This window comes from Microcoleus sp. FACHB-SPT15 (assembly GCF_014849525.1).
GTDB lineage: Bacteria > Cyanobacteriota > Cyanobacteriia > Cyanobacteriales > Coleofasciculaceae > Symplocastrum > Symplocastrum torsivum.
Genome location: NZ_JACJNU010000003.1, coordinates 1 through 22,242, shown reverse-complemented (window position 1 = coordinate 22,242; position 22,242 = coordinate 1). Strand labels below are relative to the sequence as shown.

The 22,242-nt window shown below is 46.6% G+C and carries 21 protein-coding genes; 16 read left to right on the top strand and 5 right to left on the bottom strand.

Features of this window, described 5'->3' with window-relative positions:
* Positions 1 to 15: 15 nt before the first annotated feature.
* From H6F98_RS00350 to H6F98_RS00325, 6 genes are all read left to right on the top strand, one after another.
* A complete protein-coding gene (locus H6F98_RS00350; protein ID WP_192216689.1) occupies positions 16 to 369 on the top strand; it encodes a hypothetical protein in 354 nt (117 codons plus the stop codon).
* Complete coding sequence (locus H6F98_RS00345) at positions 369 to 761, top strand: hypothetical protein (RefSeq protein ID WP_192216688.1); 393 nt, start codon at positions 369 to 371, stop codon at positions 759 to 761. The genes H6F98_RS00350 and H6F98_RS00345 overlap by 1 nt, the downstream gene beginning before the upstream one ends.
* Entirely contained in the window at positions 754 to 1,494 is a 741-nt protein-coding gene (locus tag H6F98_RS00340) for a hypothetical protein (protein WP_192216687.1), read from the top strand. The genes H6F98_RS00345 and H6F98_RS00340 overlap by 8 nt, the downstream gene beginning before the upstream one ends.
* 74 nt (positions 1,495 to 1,568) lie before the next feature.
* Entirely contained in the window at positions 1,569 to 3,470 is a 1,902-nt protein-coding gene (locus H6F98_RS00335; protein WP_192216686.1) for a hypothetical protein, read from the top strand.
* A gap of 337 nt (positions 3,471 to 3,807) precedes the next feature.
* Positions 3,808 to 3,954 (top strand): type I restriction-modification enzyme R subunit C-terminal domain-containing protein, encoded by a 147-nt coding sequence (locus tag H6F98_RS00330; RefSeq protein ID WP_192216685.1) that lies wholly within the window; start codon positions 3,808 to 3,810, stop codon positions 3,952 to 3,954.
* Entirely contained in the window at positions 3,944 to 4,729 is a 786-nt protein-coding gene (locus H6F98_RS00325; RefSeq protein ID WP_192216684.1) for a hypothetical protein, read from the top strand. Before H6F98_RS00330 ends, H6F98_RS00325 begins: the two co-directional genes overlap by 11 nt.
* A gap of 174 nt (positions 4,730 to 4,903) precedes the next feature.
* Here H6F98_RS00325 and H6F98_RS00320 read toward each other — a convergent pair whose 3' ends face one another.
* Positions 4,904 to 5,935 (bottom strand): NADP-dependent oxidoreductase, encoded by a 1,032-nt coding sequence (locus tag H6F98_RS00320; protein ID WP_192216683.1) that lies wholly within the window; start codon positions 5,933 to 5,935, stop codon positions 4,904 to 4,906.
* A 1,080-nt stretch (positions 5,936 to 7,015) separates the two neighbouring features.
* On the opposite strand from H6F98_RS00320, the gene H6F98_RS00315 reads away from it, so the two are divergent.
* From H6F98_RS00315 to H6F98_RS00275, 9 genes are all read left to right on the top strand, one after another.
* The gene (locus H6F98_RS00315) at positions 7,016 to 7,408 is read left to right on the top strand and encodes a PleD family two-component system response regulator (RefSeq protein ID WP_192216682.1); all 393 of its coding nucleotides are present in this window, start codon (positions 7,016 to 7,018) and stop codon (positions 7,406 to 7,408) included.
* 141 nt (positions 7,409 to 7,549) lie between these two features.
* Positions 7,550 to 9,448 (top strand): response regulator, encoded by a 1,899-nt coding sequence (locus H6F98_RS00310; protein WP_192216681.1) that lies wholly within the window; start codon positions 7,550 to 7,552, stop codon positions 9,446 to 9,448.
* 105 nt (positions 9,449 to 9,553) lie between these two features.
* A complete protein-coding gene (locus H6F98_RS00305) occupies positions 9,554 to 13,366 on the top strand; it encodes a PAS domain S-box protein (RefSeq protein WP_192216680.1) in 3,813 nt (1,270 codons plus the stop codon).
* Positions 13,367 to 13,414: 48 nt separating this feature from the next.
* Positions 13,415 to 13,795 (top strand): response regulator, encoded by a 381-nt coding sequence (locus H6F98_RS00300; protein WP_192216726.1) that lies wholly within the window; start codon positions 13,415 to 13,417, stop codon positions 13,793 to 13,795.
* Between the two features lie 256 nt (positions 13,796 to 14,051).
* On the top strand, positions 14,052 to 14,444 hold the full coding sequence (locus tag H6F98_RS00295) for a response regulator (RefSeq protein WP_192216725.1): 393 nt from the start codon (positions 14,052 to 14,054) through the stop codon (positions 14,442 to 14,444).
* A 116-nt stretch (positions 14,445 to 14,560) separates the two neighbouring features.
* A complete protein-coding gene (locus H6F98_RS00290) occupies positions 14,561 to 15,022 on the top strand; it encodes a hypothetical protein (RefSeq protein ID WP_192216679.1) in 462 nt (153 codons plus the stop codon).
* Positions 15,023 to 15,226: 204 nt separating this feature from the next.
* Positions 15,227 to 15,616 carry a two-component system response regulator gene (locus H6F98_RS00285; protein WP_192216678.1) on the top strand — a complete coding sequence of 130 codons (390 nt, stop codon included), beginning with the start codon at positions 15,227 to 15,229 and terminating at the stop codon, positions 15,614 to 15,616.
* Positions 15,617 to 15,630: 14 nt separating this feature from the next.
* Positions 15,631 to 17,421 (top strand): ATP-binding protein, encoded by a 1,791-nt coding sequence (locus H6F98_RS00280; RefSeq protein ID WP_192216677.1) that lies wholly within the window; start codon positions 15,631 to 15,633, stop codon positions 17,419 to 17,421.
* Positions 17,418 to 18,572, top strand: coding sequence for a bifunctional diguanylate cyclase/phosphodiesterase (locus H6F98_RS00275; RefSeq protein ID WP_192216676.1), 1,155 nt, complete (start codon positions 17,418 to 17,420; stop codon positions 18,570 to 18,572). The genes H6F98_RS00280 and H6F98_RS00275 overlap by 4 nt, the downstream gene beginning before the upstream one ends.
* 123 nt (positions 18,573 to 18,695) lie before the next feature.
* On the opposite strand, the gene H6F98_RS00270 is transcribed toward H6F98_RS00275, so the two are convergent.
* The 3 genes from H6F98_RS00270 to H6F98_RS00260 form a co-directional block, all read right to left on the bottom strand.
* Positions 18,696 to 18,908 carry a DUF2949 domain-containing protein gene (locus H6F98_RS00270; protein ID WP_192216675.1) on the bottom strand — a complete coding sequence of 71 codons (213 nt, stop codon included), beginning with the start codon at positions 18,906 to 18,908 and terminating at the stop codon, positions 18,696 to 18,698.
* A gap of 321 nt (positions 18,909 to 19,229) precedes the next feature.
* Positions 19,230 to 19,625: a hypothetical protein gene (locus H6F98_RS00265; RefSeq protein WP_192216674.1), complete on the bottom strand. Its 396-nt coding sequence runs from the start codon at positions 19,623 to 19,625 to the stop codon at positions 19,230 to 19,232.
* Positions 19,616 to 20,377 (bottom strand): AAA family ATPase, encoded by a 762-nt coding sequence (locus tag H6F98_RS00260; RefSeq protein ID WP_192216673.1) that lies wholly within the window; start codon positions 20,375 to 20,377, stop codon positions 19,616 to 19,618. The genes H6F98_RS00265 and H6F98_RS00260 overlap by 10 nt, the downstream gene beginning before the upstream one ends.
* Positions 20,378 to 20,507: 130 nt before the next feature.
* Here H6F98_RS00260 and H6F98_RS00255 point away from each other — a divergent pair, with 130 nt between their 5' ends.
* The gene (locus H6F98_RS00255) at positions 20,508 to 21,170 is read left to right on the top strand and encodes a site-specific integrase (RefSeq protein WP_192216672.1); all 663 of its coding nucleotides are present in this window, start codon (positions 20,508 to 20,510) and stop codon (positions 21,168 to 21,170) included.
* A 225-nt stretch (positions 21,171 to 21,395) separates the two neighbouring features.
* Here H6F98_RS00255 and H6F98_RS00250 read toward each other — a convergent pair whose 3' ends face one another.
* Positions 21,396 to 22,232, bottom strand: a complete 837-nt coding sequence (locus tag H6F98_RS00250) for a sensor histidine kinase KdpD (RefSeq protein ID WP_192216671.1) — start codon at positions 22,230 to 22,232, stop codon at positions 21,396 to 21,398.
* Positions 22,233 to 22,242: the final 10 nt, after the last annotated feature.

Below are 22,242 nucleotides of genomic sequence, written 5' to 3'. Positions count from 1 at the left end.
TGCAAGGAGCAACCAATGTATAGCCCAACCCAGTATTGCAATGCCGAAGCTGTCCACGGTTTGGTCGCAAGATACGGCACATTTTTAGAGACTATGCCGCTACAAGACAAACTCTTTCTGCGAGCGACATTAAGCCTCTATCAATACCAGCGCTTCCGGGTTGAAGAGAACGAACAAGAAAGCATTTTCCCTCCCAAACGCACTCTTGATGAAGCGATTGAGGCAATAGACCCCGATAGTTGGAACCTCATCCCTGCAACTGTTGACTGGCTTATCAAGTTCGTCATCGATGAGGAACAGGGTGAGCGCACCGACAACTTCGAGGCTTTCCTCAAAGCAATGAACGACGCGATTGGGCAGTACCTCTGATGAAGTTGTCAGGACGTTACTCATTTGGCTTAGGTGCTGGTGTGTCGGGGTTCCTGTTGTTGATACTAATCAACGCTTTTAGCATCCCTGATGCTCTGAAACAAGCCTCCGAAAAAGACCTTTACCGTACCCAAGCCGAACTTGAAAAAGTTAAAGCCGAATCAACCAAAAAAGCGGCTGAGGCCTACTCCAAAAATGGCATTGCCAACTTTGAGCAATTAATCATCAGCAACTACACCCTAAGTAACCAGCCGCCACGAATCGACTGGAATCACACAGTAGACCCAACCAAAAAGACGTTGATTTTCGACAAGAACCGACTGTGTGTTGGGTATGCCCAACAAGGACGCTTTTACTTCACCAAATACTACCAAGGAGTTTGCAATGGCTAGATTTTCCAGTTCTCCCAAAACAGTCGATAGCGAGAGTGATAACGGAACATTCGATGGTTATGCTAGTAACGCCAAACCAAAACCGAGTAACGACTTCTACGACATCCTGGGCAAAATCATTGACTTCGGGGTGAAGATTGTCGGAGTCATCATCTACATCCCGGCTCGAATCCTCGATAATTTTGTCGATCATAATAAGGCTGGCGTTAAAGTGTTAGCCGCCGCGATTTTCATGGTTGGTATCGCCATGTCCTCAGACAGTTTCTTCCAAGCCTTTGGTGGAAGACCTTTGTTCCCCTTCTGGGAAGATAGCTGGATTGGTATTGGCTGGCTTTTGGTCTGGACTAAAATCAATTTCTGGGCTGCCGTTGTTGTCGCTCTAGCGGTGATGTGGATTGAATCGAAGGCGATTCGCGGCAAGAAACCAGAGCAAGCCAAATTTGATTACGACGAGATAAAGCACCATACCGTGCCAGAGAAAAACAAGGGTGCGATCGACCTAGTAGAAGCCCGACGATTGGACTACAAAAGGGCTGGTATGGGTGAACGTTCAATTCTGGGCTTGTTCATCTTGGTCGTAGTCATTGCAGATATCCTCGCCACTTTTGTAATGAGCCGCAATCCGTGGGGACAGCCAGTACTGACTTTCATTGGAATGTTTCTCTACAACTTTGTTTCACTGGTTGCAGGTGAAGCAGGTTATGTCCTCTGGTGTGAGGCTGACCGCAAATAGCCCTCAAGAGTAGTAAATCAGTGTCCTGTCCTAGCAATTAGGGCAGGGCATTTTTTCAAGGAGATGCAAGACACATGAATAGCAATTTAGCCCTAGCACCTGATTACGATCCAACCGAATTTGCCCCATTGCACCTATTAGAGCAAGGTGACGTGGATATCTGGGTGAGAAGGCGTGGAGTATTTCTGCTGGATAAGAGTAAGGAAACAGCCAAGGAATGTGAGGCAGGGAAGCTCGCCAGCGCCATCACACTGGGAGCTTCAGTCGTAATGAGTGCCAATCCCTTAGCCTGGTTGCCCCTTACCATTGGAGCGGTCGGCTATATTTACACGGTCTTCCAGGAATTCCAGGACACTGGCTCAGTTCGCCTAATCCCAATGTACCGAGGGAAGTTGGGTGACATTCTCAAAGTGATGGAAGGAGGTATTGCAGCCCAACGGCATCCTTTGGAAGACCAGATGGAGTACTTGAGTGAGGCTGAGAAGGATGAGGTGCTACTGCTTAACTACCGCTTTGGTGAAGTAGTCAGCATCTTAGGTTCAGCACCTCCCAAAGTGCGGTTTGATTTGTACCGGCACTTGTGCGGCCAGTTCCATGCCCGTCGCGATTTACTTTCTGGTGATGAAGTGAAGCACTACCTCACGGCAGCGGTGTCGCCAGAGCGACGAACTGCAATACCGGAGCAGTCACACCCAGTAATTGAGCAGAGAGAGCCAAACGCGATTCCTTCTGGGACAGCTTCGCTTAACGCCCCTCAACCTGCCGATAGCGAAGCGCAGCAGCGAAGCGCTGATCACAAACCAGTCAACCCACTGGCTGGACCCGTCAGCCCACCTCACGTCAACGTAACCTCAGGTCAAGAGGGGCTTGAAATGTTGCAATCCCTTGCTGTTTCCCGACGCTCAACTCTTCTAATTGGTGATACCGGAGCGGGTAAGTCAGTCACTCAAGCTTATATCCTAAGCAAACTATTTGAGCTTCACCCTGACGCAGAAGTGTTTGTCCTATCTCAGAAAGCAGATTCCTTCTGCGGCCTAGCTGAAAAAGGACGAGTAACTCTCTTTGACCCTACCGAACCCGGACACGCGCTAATCCTGATCAACAACATCTGGAGTGTTTATGACACACGGCGTAGGCTAAGAGAGTCAGAGCGTCCAGCATTGTCCCCGGTGCGGTTGATTCTTGCTGATTGGCTCAGTATCAATCAGGCACTTGAAGAACTCAAGAATGATGAGTGGGTCAAGAGTTCCAAGTACCTCTCAAAGCTCGCAGATATCATCTACAACGGCAGAGAGCTTAATGTTTGCTTGTTGGTTGACCTACAGAGTTACAACCTAGCGGCTGTGGGGCTGAAAGCCGACCGGAATAGTCGGAAGAACTTCAACCTGATCGGGCTAGGGAACTACTCCATTGACGAGCTGGGGATGGTCAATGAGAGTTACGGTGTTTTAACCAATTTGATGAGCGATCGCTACATTGTGGCTGACGAATCAGACCGCATTGCCCTCAGTGCCACTTTCAAACAACTCCAACCCATCAGTAAGAAAAACTGCCGTCCTCTAATCTTCAGTAGTCTAGCCTCTGCACAGTTGGCACTGCTGCCTGACTTGAGGAAGTACAAGGCGAGTAGTATTGCTGCTGCAAAAAAGCCTTTGACCGTGAGTGAGCCAGCCGTCGAAACACAATCGGAAGCGATTCCTGATGAGACAGTTTCGCTTGACGCACCAACTGAACCAATCAATGAATTAAAAGTATCTGACAGTTTGGCAGAACCCTTAAAGACTATTTGGTTATTTGCAAAAAAGAAAAATGACTGGATTACTGTTCGCAACTTGTATGACCAAAAGTTCAAGGTTTTGGAAGGCAAAAAAGTAGAAAAAATTCACCAGTACTTAGGACTACTTGCTGATACTGGATTGGGTGAAATTGATGAGGAGGGTAAGTCTCACTCGTCTGTGGGGTTCCGAGCGTATTAAGCTGTGGAGAGTTGTGGGTTGACGGAAAATCAGGCATCCCACGACCCCACAGCCTACCCCACGACCCACACCCACAGATTTTACCCACAGCCCCACGGGTTTGCCCCACAGCCCACCTCACAAAATTCTGAGCGCAAATATAGAGACGATTATTAGGAGAAAAAACTGGATTTGCTACTTTCAGAACTTGCATAATCTGGCTGGTGTTATGGATAGCACCTAGCAAAAACAATGACTCGATGTCTAAGGGTTAGACATCGAGTCATTGTTTTTTTCAGGGCATCGCCCGAGCCTCGAAACGAAAGTTGATTGCTATTGGTTTTGGAGGTTTGCTTTAATGGTGGTTATTGTAGACCGGGAGGCGTTTGACCGGGGAGCGTTTAAGGCGCAAGGGGAGTTTACCCGAATTAACAAAGCGTTTGATGGAAAGCTTGAAGAAATTCTTGTAGAAATTAACAATAGCCTTTGGTCAAGTGCTGGCTGAAGGTTTTGTGATTTTTGATCATCTATGCAGTCATATGAAGATTAGCAAATCTTTAAAAAAGCAATTGCAAATATATCTGCAAGAGCGTGCCGAGCAAGACGAAAAAGCTAAAGAGTTACTGGAGATACTCAAAAAAACTCATAGCAATTCCCAGAATTGGTTTAACTGGGTAATCTTGAAGCTTACCAGTCTGCTTGGACTGCTTTATCTGGGGGCAATCACCTTTCACATGATAGACCGAGGTGTTGAGCAAGGAGATATTATCTTATTTGCAATTATCTTATTGTTCAACTCCAGTATTTTTGAGAAACTCCAAGAATTAGAAATTGGGAAAGACGGGATATCAGTCAAGGTGCTTCAGGAAGAGGTTGAAGCTGTAAAAGAGCGAGTGGATACCCAGAAAGCTAATATTGAAGCTCAAGGAGGAGCAATTCAGCATCTAGCAAAGGCTTCGGATTATACCAATCGCAAATTTGTTGAAAACATAGTTAGCGAAGATGAACTAAGGCACTTAACTCGATTGTATGAAGCTGAAAAAGACGACAAAGAGTGTTCTTTCCGTAAAAACTACAAATTTGAAGTGGAGTTGAGGCGTCTACGCACTTTAGGATTAATTGAAAATCAACCGGGAAAGAGCCTTGCAAAAATGCCAGAAACAGCAGATTTAAGAGATTATATAAAAACAACACAAAGGGGGAGAGATTATATTGAATTAAGAAAAAGTTTAGGGGGAGATAACTCTAAAAGTACAAGTACAGCTACCGCCCCGAATTAAAAGATACTTTTACCAAGCGCGTTTCAATGGAACTGCAATCTCTAGGTTCTATACGCCAATACAAATTCCAAGTAGTAAAAGAACTACACTAAACACCAAGCCCGCTTTAAGTTTGCCTTCAGGTGTCACTCCGGAATCAACTATTGCATCTTTAGGACGGCCCGGCTGACGTAACTAGCTAGGTTCCTCTGAGACTTTAACGACCAGTTTTCCCTTCTTGTTGCCGTCGAAAAGTTTTAGGATTGCTTTCGGTGCATTTTCCAAGCCCTCGATCACCTCCAGAGCATATTTAATTTTTCCCTGATTGAGCCACTGTCCAAGGTCGCTTATCGCTTCAGACCATCGGGGAAAATAATCGAGGATAATAAACCCCTGCACGCGAGCACGCTTCATCAGAATCTGGCTGTAATTATAAGGGCCGGGAACCGGCTCTGTTGCATTATAAGTTGAGATTAAACCGCATAGAGGAATGCGTACATGTAGATTAATCTTGGTCAGCACGGCATCAAGAATAGAACCACCAACATTATCGAAATAAACATCAATTCCATTGGGACAGGCTTGAGCGAGCGCGTTTTCTAAGTCAACGGTTTTATAGTTAATCGCTGCATCAAACCCAAGTTCTTCAACAAGCCAGCGGCATTTCTCATCAGAGCCAGTTATACCCACCACACGACAGCCCTTAATCTTGGCAATTTGTCCAACAATGGAACCAACTGCTCCTGCTGCCGCTGACACGACCACAGTCTCTCCAACTTTTGGCTGTCCAATATCCAAAAGCCCAAAATAAGCCGTGCACCCCGTAGCTCCCAGCGGTCCCATAAATGCCGTAAGCGGACAGGGCAAAGGGTCAGGTAGTCGCGTGACAGAAAAGCCACTGTTCCCTTCAGCAAGTGCATAATCTTGCCAACCCAGCAGACCCGAAACCAGATCTCCTTGTTTAAAATAGGGATTCTTAGACTCTTCAACCACACCGAGAATAATACCGCGCATGACTTCTCCCATTTCAACGGGAGGCATATACTGCTCCTGGTCGCTCATCCAAATGCGATTGGTCGGGTCTAGCGAAAGATAGATAGTCCGTACGAGAACCTCACCCTCTTTAGGGCTGGGGATTGGTTCTTCCCGATACTCAAAATCGCTTTCCTTGATGTCACCAACAGGACGAGATGCCAAGCGAAACTGCCGATTTATCCCGGTTTTCATAGCTTTATCCTTGGTAGTTCTATAAATGTTAGCTGCTTGGCTTTAAAAGGTGAGACCCAATTCCCCTTCAATAGCTTTGGTTGTTTAAGCTGGTATCGGCGCTTGAACATTGTTTGGTTTTGGGGTGTGACTAGCAGTCGAACAAAAATGTACGGTAAGGACTACTTCCTGTGATAACGATAAAAGTCGTTATCAGTTGCTCAAGTGTAGTAACAAAATTGTTACTACGCTAATGCCCTTTAAGCGGAGTCTTAAGAAATATTCTTGATAAGGGTCTGATGCCTACAATGTCCCAAAAAGATAGAAAGCTAGGGTTTTAGTGACATAGATAAAGTGACGAGTTGTTGGTACAGATTTTCAGCGGGAAAGGGCTAGTCAAGAGCCAGGTGGAGACAGTATCAAAAAATGGTGATTTTTTGGGACTGTGCGATCTGTCGTCATCCCGTAAAAACACGACAGAGGGAGACGCTTGCAATGATTTGCTTACAGAACTTTTGCTTTTTTGAAGGGTGGTCACAACTGATGTTCCTCAGATGACCACCCTGCAAGCGTGCCTTAAAGGCTTATCCTATGCTATCGCTGGGCTTACCCAACCGTGGACATTTTCTAGTTTGCTCTTTGAGGCAACTAGGCGTTTGTGTAGTAATCGATACTGAGGCAGCGGCAAACTGATCAAAAGGTCTTGAATTGTTACGCTTTTTTAAGCCTATTTCCATCTTCAGAAGTTCTTCATTTTTTGGACGTACTCTCAGATTGTTAAAAATCCAGGTAGCACAAACCAAGATTGTGGATTCTATGACAAGTTGTCCTTGCTGCTCCCACCCAATGTTACGACACGTTCGGAATACACAAGTGTACTGGTTTTGCCGAAGCTGCTGGCAAGAGATGCCCGAATTGAGTAGAGAAACCTACAAGTTTCGTATAGCAGCATACAATTCCCTTTCTAGAGTACTGGCAAGTGAGCTATCTATTTCAAACCGATAGCTTGGAGCCTTGGCAACTTCTGATTTCCTCAAATTTGTTTCCTCTTATTTCAGTCAAGCCGGATAATCCTAGTCTCTCAACTTAAAGGAAAAATCAATGAAGAAAGTTTTAGTTATTGAAGATGATGAAATCATGCGCGTAGTTCTAGGAAAATTGCTGGTAGCCGACAAATTTGATGTGTTGACTGCCGACAATGGTTTGCTTGGCTTACATTTAGCTAGTAAGCAAGATCTTGATTTAATTGTTTCTGATGTAAATCTGCCTTATATGAATGGATATGAAGTTCTTAAGAACTTACGGCGAAATTTGAAAACAGCTAAGATTCCTTTCATTTTTCTAACTTCTGAAAATGATCGGGAGAGGCGCTCTGCTGCTTTACTTCAAGGTGCTAATGATTACCTAACAAAGCCTTGCGACTTTAGTGAATTAAGAAAAGCGATTGCGGCTCAACTCTCAACCCACCAACTTTGTTCTCCCAATCATGACTGACCTTTCTGATTTTCTCTATATAAAATAGGTATGGTGTTCTAAAAAGGTTACGCGAGAAATTGATGATATTGGTACTTTGAGCAGGTAGTTTTTCTAGAACAAAGGCTCCTAAGCTAATACTCTCTTACATAGACTGCTCATATGAAAATTCTGCTAGTAGAGGATGATGAGCCAACAGCTCTGGTGCTGAAGGAAGCGCTTAGTACACATCACTACATCGTCACCCTTGCAACTGATGGACAAACTGGGCTGGAACTAGCGCAAGCCTATACTTACGACCTGCTCCTGCTAGATGTACTCGTTCCAAAAATGAACGGTATGACACTTTGTCGGCAGCTACGCTCTGAGGGTTATCAAAGTCCGATTCTTTTGCTGACGGCATTAGACAATAGCACTGATCGCGTAATGGGCTTGGATGCGGGTGCAGATGATTATCTCGTAAAGCCGTTTGATATAGAAGAGCTGATGGCTCGCATTCGTGCCTTGTTACGACGGGGAAATTCTACATTACCGCCCGTACTCAGTTGGGGAGAGCTGCAATTCGACCCCGGTGCTAGCGAGTTCAGCTATGCCGGGAAAATCTTGCGTTTGAGCGCCAAGGAGTACAGTTTACTAGAGCTTTTTATCTTGAATCCCCGGCGTGTTTTTAGCCGGAGTGCGATGATAGACCGCCTTTGGTCTGATGAAGAGTACCCTGAAGAAAATACCGTTACCGCTCATATCAAGACCTTGCGGAAAAAATTAAAAGCGGTAGGGGCAACCTCAGACTTCATTGAGACGATGTACGGCTTAGGGTATCGACTCAAATCCTTGCCAGAGAAGGAAGTTCCTGTTCATGAAACCCTATCTACTAGCAACAGAGCAGAGGGAGCAAGGGAAGCCGGCGAGGAAAAAGAGCTGCCTCAACAGCAGGTGAAAAGCTCAGTCTCCAAACTTTGGGAGAAATTTAAAGGTACCTTTACTGCTCAAGTTGAAGTGCTAGAGCACGCCACCCAAGCACTGACAGAAGGTAGATTAACCGTTGAATTACAGCAAAAAGCCTTGCAGGAAGCCCACAGATTAGGGGGGTCACTGGGAATTTTTGGTTTTGCAGAAGGTTCCAAGTTGGCAAAGCGCCTCGAACAATTGCTCGAACCTGAAGCAACGATAGGACAAGAACAAGCCTTGCAAATCTCTAAACTGCTCGGGTTGCTGCAACAAGAACTGAGTAAGCCTCCCTCGGAGTCTGCGTCCAAGTCGGCTCCTGCGTCAAATTCTGCCTCATCGAGTTCACGGCTGCTAGTAATTGATGATGATGTAGCACTAACTGAGCGGCTCAAAGGTGAGGCGACTGCCTGGAATATGCTCTTAGACGTTGCTCCTTCACTGAAGGCGGCAAGGATTGCGATCGCTTCAACCCCTCCCGACATCATCCTGCTAGACCTCACATTTCCCACTCCAACCGAAAATGGTCTAACACTACTGGCAGAACTCGCTCACCAACCCCCCCAGATTCCCGTTGTCGCCTTCACGGGTCGCGATAGCTTGAGCGATCGCATAGAAGTGGCGCGTCTGGGAGGTCGCGCCTTTTTACACAAACCTGTTTCGACCGAGCAGATTTTCCAGACACTTACCCAAGTACTCAATCGAGTTCGCGCTGTTGAAGCCAAAGTCATGGTTGTCGATGACGATCCAATCATACTGGCTACCCTGAGCAGCTTGTTGAAGCCTTGGGGATTAGATGTTACAACCTTAGAGAATCCGCAACGGTTTTGGGAGGTACTCTCATACGTTGCTCCAGACTTGCTAGTTTTAGACTTGGAGATGCCTCGGTTTAGTGGAATTGAGTTATGTCAAGTTGTGCGGAATGACCCGCAGTGGAGCGAACTACCTATCCTATTTCTCACTGCCCACACTGAGAAAGACACGATAAACCAGGCATTTGCGGCGGGTGCCGATGATTATATCAGTAAGCCGATTGCCGAGCAAGAATTAGTCACCAGGATTGTTAACAGACTAGAGCGAGTCCGCTGGCGGCAAAACGAGGTCAGTGAATCATAGTAGAGGGAATTTTTGCGATGAGCAACATAATACTTGATAACGAAAAGACAGTAATAGCAGCTCATCGCTTTCCTAGAGGCGCTGCGGACTGAGTAGGAAGGGGATATGAACCGAAGATTCTATAACCGATTCAAGCCCTATGGGGTTTCAGTACTCGTGACAGGGCTTGCAGTACTGATAACGCTATTTTTAAAACCACTGCTCACCCCCACACTTAGCGCCTTTTTTTTTATTGCGATTGTTGTAAGTACCTGGTACGGAGGTCTCAAACCAGGGTTGCTGGCTACCCTTCTGTGTACACTGGCAATCAACTATTTCTTTATTCCACCGTTTTTCGCATTTACTCTTGCTAGCCTAAGTGATGTTTTGCGGCAAGGAGCGTTTACTCTGGCAGCCCTCATGATCAACCTGCTGAGTTCAGATTTGCGAAGCAGTAAACGGCAAATTGAACGACTGGATTGGCAGTTATTGGAGGTAACGCAGAAGAGTGTTCTTCAGCTAAGGCAAGCGCTAACAGCCGCAAAAATGGGGATGTGGGACTGGAATATGTTAACGGGAGAAATCAACTGGTCGCCCGAACACGAGCAGTTGTTTGGGCTAGCTCCTGGTACGTTTGATGGCAGGTACGAAACCTTTGATAAGCGCCTCCATCCCGATGACCGGGAGGCACTGAATATTGCGGTGAATCGCGCAATCCAAGAGAGGAGCGCTTACCAACAGGAATACCGGGTTGTCTGGTCAGATGGCAGTATCCATTGGGTGGAAGGCAGAGGGCAGGCATTCTATGACGAGACGGGTCAGGCAGTGCGGATGACTGGCACCGTGATGGATATTAGCGATCGCAAGCTTGCCGAAGCCGCGTTGCAAGAAAGGGAAGCTATCCTGCACTTATTTGCCCAGTATGCGCCTGCTGGCATTGCCATGCTTGACCGGGATATGCGCTATCTGATAGCAAGCCAGCGATGGGTTGATGAATACAACCTCGATTCGATTGAATCCCTGATGAATCACTCGCACTACGAAATCTTTCCTGAAGTTCCAGAACGATGGCAAGAGATTCATCAACGCTGTTTGGCTGGGGCGCAAGAGAAATGTGATGAAGATTTGTTTGTGCGGGCAGATGGGACCGAGCAATGGATATCTTGGGAGATTCGCCCCTGGTATACCGCTACAGATGAAATTGGTGGCATAGTCATTTTTTCTATCGATGTTACCCATCGCAAAAATGCAGAAACTGCCTTGCAGATTAGCGAAGAACGATTTCGTCGCGCTGTCCTCGATTCTCCGATGCCCATCATACTCCATGCTGAGGATGGGGAAGTTTTACAGATTAATCAAACTTGGACAGAACTCAGTGGATACACTCATGCTGAAATTCCTACGATTGCCGACTGGATAAAGAAGGCATACGGGGAGCGGGGAGAACGGGTTCGGGCAGATATTGACCGTCTGTATCGTCTCAAGGAACGGGTTTCGGAAGGAGAATATACCATCACAACCCGTAATGGCGAAACCCGGATTTGGGAGTTTTGTTCTGCTCCCTTAGGCAAGCTTCCGGATGGCAGACGATTGGTTATCAGTACGGCTTTGGATGTGAGCGATCGCAAAGCAGTAGAGGCAGCCTTGGTAAGCAGCGAGCGGCGGCTGCGAACCATCATTGAGGCAGAACCTGAGTGCGTCAAAGTCCTCACAGCAGATGGCGCTCTCCTAAATATGAATCCTGCTGGGCTTGCCATGATTGAAGCTGATAACCTGGAGCAGGTGCTTGGGCAGAGCGTGTGTCCAATGGTAGCACCAGCGGATCGGCAGGCATTTGTTAATCTTACCCGACAAGTTGTTCGGGGAAAGTCAGGAATATTAGAGTTTGAAATCGTTGGACTGAAAGGAACCCGCCGTTGGTTAGAATCTCACGCAGTTCCTCTGCAAGACGAGAGTGGAGCGATAACTGAGATTCTAGCGGTGACCCGCGATATCACCCAGCGCAAACAAGCTGAAGCTGCCCTGCAAAAAGCCAAAGAAGAGCTAGAAATTAGGGTGCAACAGCGGACAGCCGAATTAAGCCAAGCCAATGAACTGTTGCAACGGGAACAGGAAGCACTGCAACAGAGCGAATCTACCCTCCGCAGCTTCTTCGACAGCGCGTCGATGATGATGGGCATCGTTGAATTAATGGATGATGATATTCTGCATATTTCCGATAACGCAGCTACAGCCAAATTGTTTGGACTAACACCAGAAGCGATGCAAAACAGAAAAGCTAGCGAGATGGGTGTGCCACAAGAGTTTTTACAGATGTGGATCGAACACTACCGTGAAGCAGAACGCACCCAATCGCCTGTCCGCTTCGAGTATTCTCGCATCGCTGACCAAGGTCAGCGATGGCTCTCAGCTACAGTATCTTCAATCGCATTCCGTTCGAGCAAGCGTCCGAGATTCGCGTATGTGGTTGAAGACATTAGCGAGCGCAAGCTTGCCGAAGAAGAGCGCGACAAGCTGATAGATATCCTCGAAGCGGCTTCAGACTTCATCGCTAGTAGCAGTGTCAATCAGCAAGTACGCTACTTAAACGGCGCTGCCCGAAAACTGTTTGGCTTTGCTCAAGATGAGAATTTTACTAACTTTTCCATTTCTGATGCTCACCCCGATTGGGCATTTGAGATTGTCCGAGACGAAGGCATTCCAGCAGCCGTCAAAGATGGGTTTTGGCTGGGTGAAAATGCTTTTCTGAGCCACGACGGTCGAGAAATTCCGATTTCACAACTGCTTATTGCCCACAAAAGAGCGGACGGCAGTGTCAAAATGTTCTCTACCATTGCCCGCGACATCACCCAACAAAAACAAGTCGAGGCAACCTTGCGGGAAGCCGAACGGCGCTGGCGCTACCTATTGGAGAACGTGCGCCTAGTGGTTGTGGGACTCGACCTGAGCGGCAAAGTTGAGTTTGTCAATGCCTTCTTCCTCGAATTGACAGGGTACACCCAGGCCGAAGTCATTGGGCAAGACTGGTTTGAAACGTTTCTCCCACTGCAAGCACAACAGCAGGTACACAAAGCCTTCCATGAAGTACTAGAGCGAGAATTTCATCCCCACTACACCAACGTAATTCTTACAAAATCTGGCGAAGAACGAATCATTGCCTGGAACAACACCCAACTGCGAAATTTGCAGGGCGAGGTAATTGGCACGATGAGCATCGGGGAAGACATCACCGAACGTCACGCTGTAGAGAAGATGAAGAACGAGTTCATCTCGATTGTGAGTCACGAACTGCGGACACCTCTCACCTCGATTCGGGGTTCGTTAGGGATGCTGGCAACAGGCGCACTCAATAACCACCCCCAACGGATGCAACGCATGATCGAGATTGCGGCAATTGACACCGAACGCCTAGTGCGTCTGGTGAATGACATTCTCGATTTGGAACGACTAGAGTCTGGCAAAATCAATCTGGTTAAAGAGTGCTGTGATGCGGCGGCATTGATGCAACAGTCGGCTGAGGCGATGCGATCGCTGGCCCTTCAAGAAAACATTACACTGTCCGTTTCTGCTGTATCCGCTCTGGTTTGGGCATCTAGTGACCATATCATGCAGACACTTACGAATTTATTGAGTAACGCGATTAAATTTTCCCCTCCAAATAGCACAATCACCTTGACAACCAAACCCCAAGACGACTGCGTTTTGTTTCAAGTCAAAGACCAAGGGCGAGGCATTCCGGCTGACAAGATAGAAACCATTTTTGGACGCTTCCAGCAAGTTGATGTTTCCGACTCCCGTTTGAAGGGAGGTACAGGTTTGGGTTTAGCTATCTGTCGTAGCATTATCACACAACACGGTGGACAAATTTGGGTTGAGAGCGTTTCGGGTGAGGGGAGTACCTTCTACTTCACTTTGCCAGTTTCCGTAGAGCATACATAAAGCGATTGGGGTAAGCTAGTGCAGGAAACTATTCAGAAGCCTCCCATCATGTCGGCAAAGCGAATCCTGGTGATTGATGATGAAGAGCGCATTCAAGAAGTTGTCCAAACTTGTTTAGAAATACTAAGTGGTTGGGAGGTGCTAACGGCTGGGAACGGCACTGAAGGATTGCATAAAGCCCAGACCCAACAGCCAGATGCAATTCTTCTAGACGTATCCATACCGGAGATGGATGGTCTGACAATCTTTCAAAAGCTACAAGAAAATCCTGCAACCCAGTCAATACCAGTCGTTTTGCTAACTGCTAAGGTACAGCCTGCGGATCGGGAGCAATTTGCTCACTTGGGCATAGCGGGGGTAATTATTAAACCCTTTGACCCCATGCAACTGGCTTCCGAAGTCGCATTAGCGGTGGGTTGGAATCTTTGAGTCCCCTCTCCCGATTCAATCGTGGGCGAAGAGGACGTTTATAGTTCGTGGCACGAGAGCATCGCTTGCCCATGAACCATGAACCCTAGTATTCTTTACAATCTCTGCCCTCTTCAGAAGTTTTTCACTTTTTCTTCCTACCTTTAGAACAGAACTAATTCAGCGCTCGACCTGAGCTGAATTAAACCGAGGGAGTGCATCTGTCTTTAGAAAGGAAGTTTTATGAATGAACGCAACTATAGAGGTAGAGGTGGGTATGACCACCAAACGAATTTTGATCGTTGACGATGAAGTTCACGTTCGAGAGGTGGTGCAAACCTGCCTAGAGACGCTAGGCGGCTGGAATGTCCTATCAGCCGCCTCGGGTCGGGAAGGGTTGGTTAGGGCGGAGGTAGAGCAACCGAATGCCATTCTCCTGGATGTGATGATGCCTGGAATGGATGGATTTGCTTTCCTCCGCCAGCTTCGAGCTAATTCCGCAACTCAAGATATCCCAGTGGTTTTGTTGACAGCTATGGCATATCGGTTTAACCAGCAACAGTTGACCGAGTTGGGGGTGCAAACAGCGATCGCTAAACCTTTCAATCCTCTCTTACTTATTGATGAGATAGCCTTGGCTCTCGGCTGGTCTTTGGAAAAACCCAATTAGCTCAATCCCGAAAGCTCCTTCAAAGACATTTTTTTTGTACAACCTCAAGAGTGTTGTGATTTTCCTGAATCTTGAGTCAATGCAATCTTAGAAAGATTAAAAAAAGAGAATTGACAATGACTGAAATATTATTGAACTTAACATGGCTAAAACTTAATAAAGAGCTAAGCGATTTGGCGGCTATGCATCCCAGCACTACTTATAAAGCTATTTTAAAAAATACCAGTTTTCGTCAAGATTTAATCAACCATATCTTAAAAGAGATTCATAACGATTGTTTGTTAGTAGAATCGACAAAAGATATCTCAGTTGTCGCAAAAATTGTCAAATTCACAAACCAAGAAAGAATGCAAGTTTTTCAACTAATTCATCAAAGGCTTTGCCAACTCCGTTATGGAAATAAATCTTGCCCCTACAACCAAGCAGGTATGGAGGAATTAAAAGAGCAGGATAAGGATTTTTGTACATCGAGGGACAGGCGTGAAGAGAACAGTACAAAAGATAATTTTATACAGATGAGGTGTGACCAATGCTATGTCTTACAGAAGAGAAAATTCATGCCTAAATCGACCCATTAAAAGCTGGCTGCCGCTGTACCTAATTATTTTTTATTTCAATATTAAAAGCTTTTTCACAAGTTATTCATTTTTTCTGTCTAATATTTGTCTTAGCAAACGTTGATTAAGTTAAACAGACAATCCGCCTTTAGGCAGATTGGGAGTATTAAGTTAATTTAATCAAGGTCTTTGAGTTAAAACTATCCATCTCAATCGAACAGAGGAATGAACAAAATTCTTGCCATTGACGATGATGAATTGTTCTTAGAACTCCTTCTAGAACTGCTCCGTAAGAAGGGGTGGCAAGCCATTTGCGCTGATAGTGGTCGGTTGGGTTTGCAGTTGGCAAAGGAACAGATACCCAACTTGATTATTTGCGATATCAGAATGCCTGATATTAACGGCTATGAAGTTTTGAATAGACTACGTCAAGACCCAGCTACAAAGAAAATTCCTTTGATTTTATTTACGGCTACCTTGACTGACAAGGAACGCATTCGTGCAAGTGATACGGGAGCTGATGATTGCCTTGATAAATTCTGTTCATTTGATGAACTTTTTAAAGCCATTAATACTCATATTCCCCAAAGCAGCCTAGCTATGTCGTTTATTTGAATCTCAATGAAGCCGTGAAAAATTTAATTTTAATCATTGATGATGACAAGACCCTTCCACCCATGTTTTCAGCAGTAATTGACAATATGTCATGCTTGAACATTAAACCAATGAATTTCACCCCTTCTGTAGAAACTTTGCAGCAGCTAATTGCAGAGCAGACAACAGAATTAAGAAAGATACACAAACAACTACAGCAGGAAGTGGTTGAACGTCAGCGAGCAGAGGCTGCCCTGCAACAGGCTCAAAATCAGTTGGAAATAAAAGTTGAGGAACGAACGGCTGCACTTTCAAGAGCTAATTCATGGTTTAGGAAAGAATTTAGCGCTCGTACAAAATCCGAAGTAGAAATTCGCCGACGACTTGCAGGTCTAGAACAACAACTCATCGAACGCACGCAGGAACTCGAAGCTGTCAACCAACAACTGCAATGGGAAATAAGCGAACACAAGTTGCTGGAAGAGAAGCTGCACAGCAGTGAGGTTCAAATCCGTGCAATTTTTGAGGCAATGTCTGACATCGTATTCATTATTGATGAGCGAACAAGTTTTATAAAAGTTGCGCCGACAACTCCCGCTCTTTTGTCCGAATCCGTCGTTGGCATAATTGAACAGACAGTAAATCAATTGATTGAGGGTGAGCAAACCCAAACGTTCCTTGGTCAAATTCAGCAAGTTTTGGAAACACAGCAGCCGCTCGATTTCGAGTACAGTCTGCCCCTCGGTAACGCAGAAGCTTGGTTCCTCGCCAGAATTGCGCCCTTTACATCTGACTCAGTCATCTGGGTAGCGCGTGACATTACCAAGCGCAAGGAAGCTGAGGAAGCTTTGAGAAAGCTCTCCTTACTCGAACAGGAGAGAGCGACTCAGTTAAAATTTGCCTTGCAAGAACTCCAACACACTCAAGCCCAGCTAGTGCAGAATGAAAAAATGGCTAGTTTGGGTCAACTGGTAGCAGGTGTCGCTCACGAAATCAACAACCCTACGAGCTTCATCTACGGCAATATCAACCCAGCCTCAGAGTACGCCCAAGACTTGCTGTACCTGCTAAAACTGTATGCCGAACACTACCCGCAACCAGTCGCAGAGATTGCCGAACAACTGGAGAGCATCGATCCAGATTTCATCGCAGAAGATTTCCCCAAACTGCTAGCCTCAATGAAAGAAGGTGCCGAGCGCATCTGCGAGATTGTGCTGTCCCTTAAGAACTTTTCTCGCCTTGATGAAGCAGACCGCAAGCAGGTGGATATTCATGAAGGCATCGATAACACCCTACTCATCTTACAGCACCGACTGAAACAAAAGCCTGGGTGTTCTGAGATTCAAGTCATCAAAGAATATGGTCAACTGCCAAGGGTTGAGTGTTATCCGGGGCAGCTCAATCAGCTATTCATGAATCTCCTGAGCAATGCGATTGATGCATTGGAGGAGGCTCGTGGTTCAGACACTCCTAACGTCGCTACCACTGCGCTATCAACAATGAACCATGAACAAAGTTGCAATGAACAATCACCTCTGATTCGGATTCATACTCAGTTATTTGACTCAAACCAGGTCGTCATCCACATTGCAGACAATGGTGCTGGCATGACGGCAGATGTTCACTCGAGGATATTTGACCCTTTCTTTACTACGAAACCACCAGGGCATGGTACGGGTTTAGGGCTGTCTATCAGCTACAAGATTGTGGTGGATAAACACGGCGGGCAGTTGACGTGCCATTCAGTAGTTGGTCAAGGAACAGAGTTTGCGATCGAGCTACCGATCGCTCAAAACATTCAGCTAGCAAAAGAGGATGTCAAATGAGTTTACCACTGCGCGTTTTGATTGTCTCAGACCTGGAAGACCATACTGAGTTGCTGGTAAATGTTGTCAAGCAAGGTGGTTATGACCTGACCTGTGAACGGGTACACACGGCAGCTACCTTTATCACAGCACTTGAGAACCAACAGTGGGATATTATCTTTTCCAACTACAGCCTACCTGACTTCAACGCTACTGCTGCTTTAAGCCTGTTGCAGGAGAAACGTCTGGGCTTACCCTTTATTGTCGTCCCAGATGGCATAGGTAACGACCAACCAGAGGGCTTTGTGCGGGCCGCTGACACGGCACTGCATTACGCTCAATCTCTGGGAAGAGGACGCACGGCTAGTTTCAATGGTGGGAGGCAAACGACAGCAATGGAGCTACTACAGTTAGAAACCGACCTGCAACAGGCAATTAAAAGCCAGCAGTTGTTCGTGTTCTATCAACCCATTGTCTCGCTATTTACTGGCACTATTACAGGTTTTGAAGCGCTGGTGAGGTGGCAGCACCCCACAAGAGGATTGGTTTCTCCAACGGCGTTTATCACCTTGGCAGAAGAAACGGGATTGATTATTCCTCTGGGTCTATGGGTACTACAAGAGGCTTGCCAACAGTTAAGGGTTTGGCAGCAGCAGTTCCCTCATTACTCATCTTTGAATATCAGCGTAAATTTGTCAGGAATTCAGCTAGCCCAACCCGATCTACTTGAATCTATTGACGAGGTTCTGGCACGGGTGGGGTTGAGCAGTCATTGCTTGAAGCTGGAAATTACCGAGAGCATGTTGGTAGAGGACTTTGACTCGGCTGTTACCGTACTCCAGCAACTACAAGAAAGACAGATTCAGGTGTGCCTCGATGACTTTGGCACAGGTTACTCTTCTCTGAGTTACCTACATCGCCTTCCCATTGATATCTTGAAAATTGATCGTTCTTTTATCAACCCAGGAGAGGGGAATGGAAAAAACTTAGATATCGTCAAATCAATAATGTCTCTGGCTCACTCTCTGGAATTAGATGTAGTTGCTGAAGGAGTGGAGACAGGCGAGCAGCTAAACTGGTTGAGAGCGCTCTCATGTGAATATGGACAGGGGTACTTCTTTTCAAAACCCATTGACTCCCAAGCCGTTGGCGCTTTGCTGACAGGGATGTGATAAAGCCCTGGCATAGATGGATTGGCTTTCCCCAATAGCTTCTTCATAAGTTATTCTTTTTTCGTCTAATATCTTGTCTCAACTTAACAACAGTGTTGAATACCTCATCAAAGTAATCACAACTTAACTACCCGCTAAAAGTGGCTCTTGTGTTTCTAACCAATCAAAAATTCGGTCTAACTGCTCCAATGTCACCAATCCGTATTGCCAAAGAATCATTGGTAGTAGATTTAGAGTATCGGGGCGATGGCGGACTGCCAGGTCAATACTAGCCGATGGAATCGCTAAGTCATCCCGTAAAAAACGAATTAACAATACGAGCCGTGTAGAGTTCATCGACACCTCGGTCAAAGTGAAGGTTTACAAGTTAACCCTACTGCTCAAAAGTGAAGTATTTATGAATTGCTCTTCTGCCAGCGGGGGTTTTGTTAAAAAGGTGCTAACGTTCCCCAGCCGTGACATCTGTAAAAACTTCCAGATTCAAGAAATAGAATGGAATCTCGTTCGATATAGGTAGCAACATCGAGCAAAAATAGCTCGATAAATTCTCTAAACTATGTAGACATTAATTCTTAAAACAGGCGGTTGTGGTCAATCATTTACCGGATTTGCCTTGCCTCCGAACACAGTGCGAACCGTTTGATTCAACGATTAACCTCAATCATCTAAATTCTTGATTCTAGACTCTATATTCTTGAGTGTCTGCCGCAGACTCTCCTCCGAGTCAACCTCCTCCCAGTTCACGGGCATCGCTTTGAACAATTCCAGAGCCGCTTGCACCCATACTTCTTTGGGAACTTTAGAACCGTGCCGCCGTTTCCCCACTTTTAGCAGTTCGTTGAGCCAGTCGTTTAACTCGATGGGAAGACGCAAGTTCACTGCCTCCCTTTCTCCTTTCTCCAAGAATCTTGATTCTTGATTATTGAATCTAGGTTCTTCCGGATTTGGCTCTGGGGTTTGAGTTGGAGTCTTGGTTTCCGTCTTACTGAAAATCCCCTGCGACAAAGGGTTGTCACCTAGAACCGAGCGTGACTTATTCTTACTTACTGCCATTGGTATACCTCTTCAACTAATTCACGATAAGCCTTTGCCCCAGCTCCACCCGGGTCGTACTCAAAAATCGCTGAGGAGTGCGAGGGAGCCTCTCGTAACTTCACTGTCTCTGGAATCATGCTTTTGAACATTTGGTCGCCAAAATGATTCTTGAGCGAAGCAAAAACCTCTTTCGAGAGGTTGTTCCGACCATCAAAACGGGTCGCCAGTACCCCCGCAATGCGAATCGGGTGGTCTAAATGCTCTCGAATTAAGGTCAGCGCTCGTTCAATACCCCTTATCCCCAATAATCCCAAGTACGCCATGTCTACTGGGATAATTACCCCATCCGAAGCCATCAGCGCGTTAACGGCAAATACCCCCACATTCGGGGGACAATCGATGAGAACAAAGTCGTACTTTTCCAACAAAGGTGCTAGAGCTTTTTTGAGCAGCACCTCTCGACCGGGCATACCCGAAATTGGAATTTCCTCTTCAGCCAGGGTAATGTTCGACGGCACAACATCAACACCGCTAGAAGTCGTCACCACAACCTCAGTAATCGGAACCCGTCGCTGCAAAGCGTCTTTGAGCTGCACACTGAGCTGCCAGATGGGAATCCCCAGCGCCGCTCCGGAATTCCCTTGGGGGTCAATATCGATCAGCAATACCCGCTGCTGTTTGAACCTGACTAGACCCACAGCAAGATTGTAGGCAGTGGTTGATTTCCCTACCCCTCCTTTCATATTGAAGACAGCTAGCTTACGGGTCACGATTGTGAGCAATTTTGTTAGGTCTGTTCCCCATTTATTATAGAATCTAGATTCAATAGTCTTGATTCTTTATTTCTCGCCGGAGTTCTAGGCTTTCGGCTCTCTTCGTTGTCTCTAACGGCGGTGCCGGATGAAAATTGCGAGGTTTGGCAAGGGGAAGATTCTCAGCTTTGAGGAAATCCAGCGGCTCTTTGACGAGGGGTTACAAACTCCTAAAGACCGTGCCCTGTTCGCCATCATGCTTTTTACCAGTTGTCGCGTCAATGAAGCCTGTAGCCTTTATAAAGTGGATGTTTTTGATTCCAAATGCCGAGTCCGACCCCATTTACTAATCCGCAAAAGCAATACTAAGGGAAAACTCGCCACCAGGACAATCCCAGTTATCGAGGATTTACGAGTGATCTTGAGTGCCTATCAGCCCAGTGACGAGAGCGCGTACCTTTTCCCGGGTCGCTTCAATCAAGGACACATTCACCCCGACTCCGCTGCCAGGATTTTCAGAAAAGCTTGCAGGCGAGTCGATATTGAAGGAGCCAGCACCCACTCGTTCCGCAGGACTGCCCTAACCCAAATGAGTAATGCAGGCATTCCACTGCGAGTGATTGCAGACGTATCAGGACACCGAGTTTTGTCACAGCTCCAGTCGTACCTGGAAATCAGACCTGAACAAGTGTTGGGGGCAGTGTCTTCCTTATCAATGCTATCGCCCGTGCGGGAGGTCGGGAAAATTCTGAAAGACGACAATCCATCTCAATCCGTCAAACAATCGCCTTCTGAATCGAAAAAGCCTTGAGAGGGCTAATCAGCACGCACGGCACAAGCGCAACGCGCTTGTGTTGATTCGAGGTTAACCGAAACATGAGGAACCAGTAGCCAGGGCGATCGCGCTGTTGCGTTCGCGCTTAAAAAAGCGTGCCATTCGTCTCTTACACAAACGTCCGTTATGGGAACTCAAGCTACTCCCGACACCACTCCAACTTCCTTTAGTTAGAGAGTGTTTGATGAATGGATAGCGTTGTTACTCATGCGGCAGCGTCACGGTAAACGTCGTACCCTCCCCAACAACGCTATCTACGGTAATCTCGCCCCCGTGCAAGTCCACACACTGTTTAGCGATCGCTAGCCCTAGACCAGTACCTTGAACCGTACCTGCGTTAGATGCACGGTAGAAGCACTCAAACAGGTGAGGGACATCTTCTGGCGGAATCCCAATCCCCTGGTCTTGGATTCTGAAGACCACGCTTTCTATGAGGCAGGTCAAGTCAAACTGAATGGGGCTTCCTTGTGATGAATACTTAGAAGCGTTGGTAAGCAAATTAATAAGGATGTACCGCACAAGCTTTTCGTCAAGCAGCACTTCCCTAGTCCCACACTCGTCTGAAACAGCGAACGTGAGCGAGTGCTGGTGAGTGTTAGCGAATTGCAGCTCATTTACCAGAGTGCGGCACAGTTGCACTAAGTCCACAGGCATAGGGTTGAATTGCAGCTTACCCGCTTCAGCCTCAGAAAGTATCAATACATCCTGTACCATCCCTGTCATCTGAAGGACAGCACTCTCGATCCGCTCAAGATGAACTTGCTGCCTTTCCTGGGAGAGTTTCTCAGAACGATGTTTCAGCAAATCTAGAGAAGACTGGATTGTTGTCAGAGGAGTACGCAAATCGTGAGAAGTCATAGCGATGAAGCGACTTTTGGCTTCCGATAACTCCCGTTCCCGTTGGAGAGCCTTTATAATCTCCTCTTCTGCAATCTTATTAAACTCAGCGAGTCCCTCACAAGACCCGCTGGTCTTCAAAACCGTGCATGAGACTTTCACCTCACACGGCTCCTCAATGACTTGGTGCTTGTCAGGCATACCTCATTAC

What these genes read in the sequence shown, in the direction of transcription:
- H6F98_RS00350 (WP_192216689.1), top strand. Translation starts at nt 16, where the DNA reads ATGTATAGCCCAACCCAGTATTGCAATGCCGAAGCTGTCCACGGTTTG.
- H6F98_RS00345 (WP_192216688.1), top strand. Translation starts at nt 369, where the DNA reads ATGAAGTTGTCAGGACGTTACTCATTTGGCTTAGGTGCTGGTGTGTCG.
- H6F98_RS00340 (WP_192216687.1), top strand. Translation starts at nt 754, where the DNA reads ATGGCTAGATTTTCCAGTTCTCCCAAAACAGTCGATAGCGAGAGTGAT.
- H6F98_RS00335 (WP_192216686.1), top strand. Translation starts at nt 1,569, where the DNA reads ATGAATAGCAATTTAGCCCTAGCACCTGATTACGATCCAACCGAATTT.
- H6F98_RS00330 (WP_192216685.1), top strand. Translation starts at nt 3,808, where the DNA reads ATGGTGGTTATTGTAGACCGGGAGGCGTTTGACCGGGGAGCGTTTAAG.
- H6F98_RS00320 (WP_192216683.1), bottom strand. Translation starts at nt 5,935, where the DNA reads ATGAAAACCGGGATAAATCGGCAGTTTCGCTTGGCATCTCGTCCTGTT.
- H6F98_RS00315 (WP_192216682.1), top strand. Translation starts at nt 7,016, where the DNA reads ATGAAGAAAGTTTTAGTTATTGAAGATGATGAAATCATGCGCGTAGTT.
- H6F98_RS00310 (WP_192216681.1), top strand. Translation starts at nt 7,550, where the DNA reads ATGAAAATTCTGCTAGTAGAGGATGATGAGCCAACAGCTCTGGTGCTG.
- H6F98_RS00305 (WP_192216680.1), top strand. Translation starts at nt 9,554, where the DNA reads ATGAACCGAAGATTCTATAACCGATTCAAGCCCTATGGGGTTTCAGTA.
- H6F98_RS00300 (WP_192216726.1), top strand. Translation starts at nt 13,415, where the DNA reads ATGTCGGCAAAGCGAATCCTGGTGATTGATGATGAAGAGCGCATTCAA.
- H6F98_RS00295 (WP_192216725.1), top strand. Translation starts at nt 14,052, where the DNA reads ATGACCACCAAACGAATTTTGATCGTTGACGATGAAGTTCACGTTCGA.
- H6F98_RS00290 (WP_192216679.1), top strand. Translation starts at nt 14,561, where the DNA reads ATGACTGAAATATTATTGAACTTAACATGGCTAAAACTTAATAAAGAG.
- H6F98_RS00285 (WP_192216678.1), top strand. Translation starts at nt 15,227, where the DNA reads ATGAACAAAATTCTTGCCATTGACGATGATGAATTGTTCTTAGAACTC.
- H6F98_RS00275 (WP_192216676.1), top strand. Translation starts at nt 17,418, where the DNA reads ATGAGTTTACCACTGCGCGTTTTGATTGTCTCAGACCTGGAAGACCAT.
- H6F98_RS00270 (WP_192216675.1), bottom strand. Translation starts at nt 18,908, where the DNA reads ATGAACTCTACACGGCTCGTATTGTTAATTCGTTTTTTACGGGATGAC.
- H6F98_RS00265 (WP_192216674.1), bottom strand. Translation starts at nt 19,625, where the DNA reads ATGGCAGTAAGTAAGAATAAGTCACGCTCGGTTCTAGGTGACAACCCT.
- H6F98_RS00255 (WP_192216672.1), top strand. Translation starts at nt 20,508, where the DNA reads ATGAAAATTGCGAGGTTTGGCAAGGGGAAGATTCTCAGCTTTGAGGAA.
- H6F98_RS00250 (WP_192216671.1), bottom strand. Translation starts at nt 22,232, where the DNA reads ATGCCTGACAAGCACCAAGTCATTGAGGAGCCGTGTGAGGTGAAAGTC.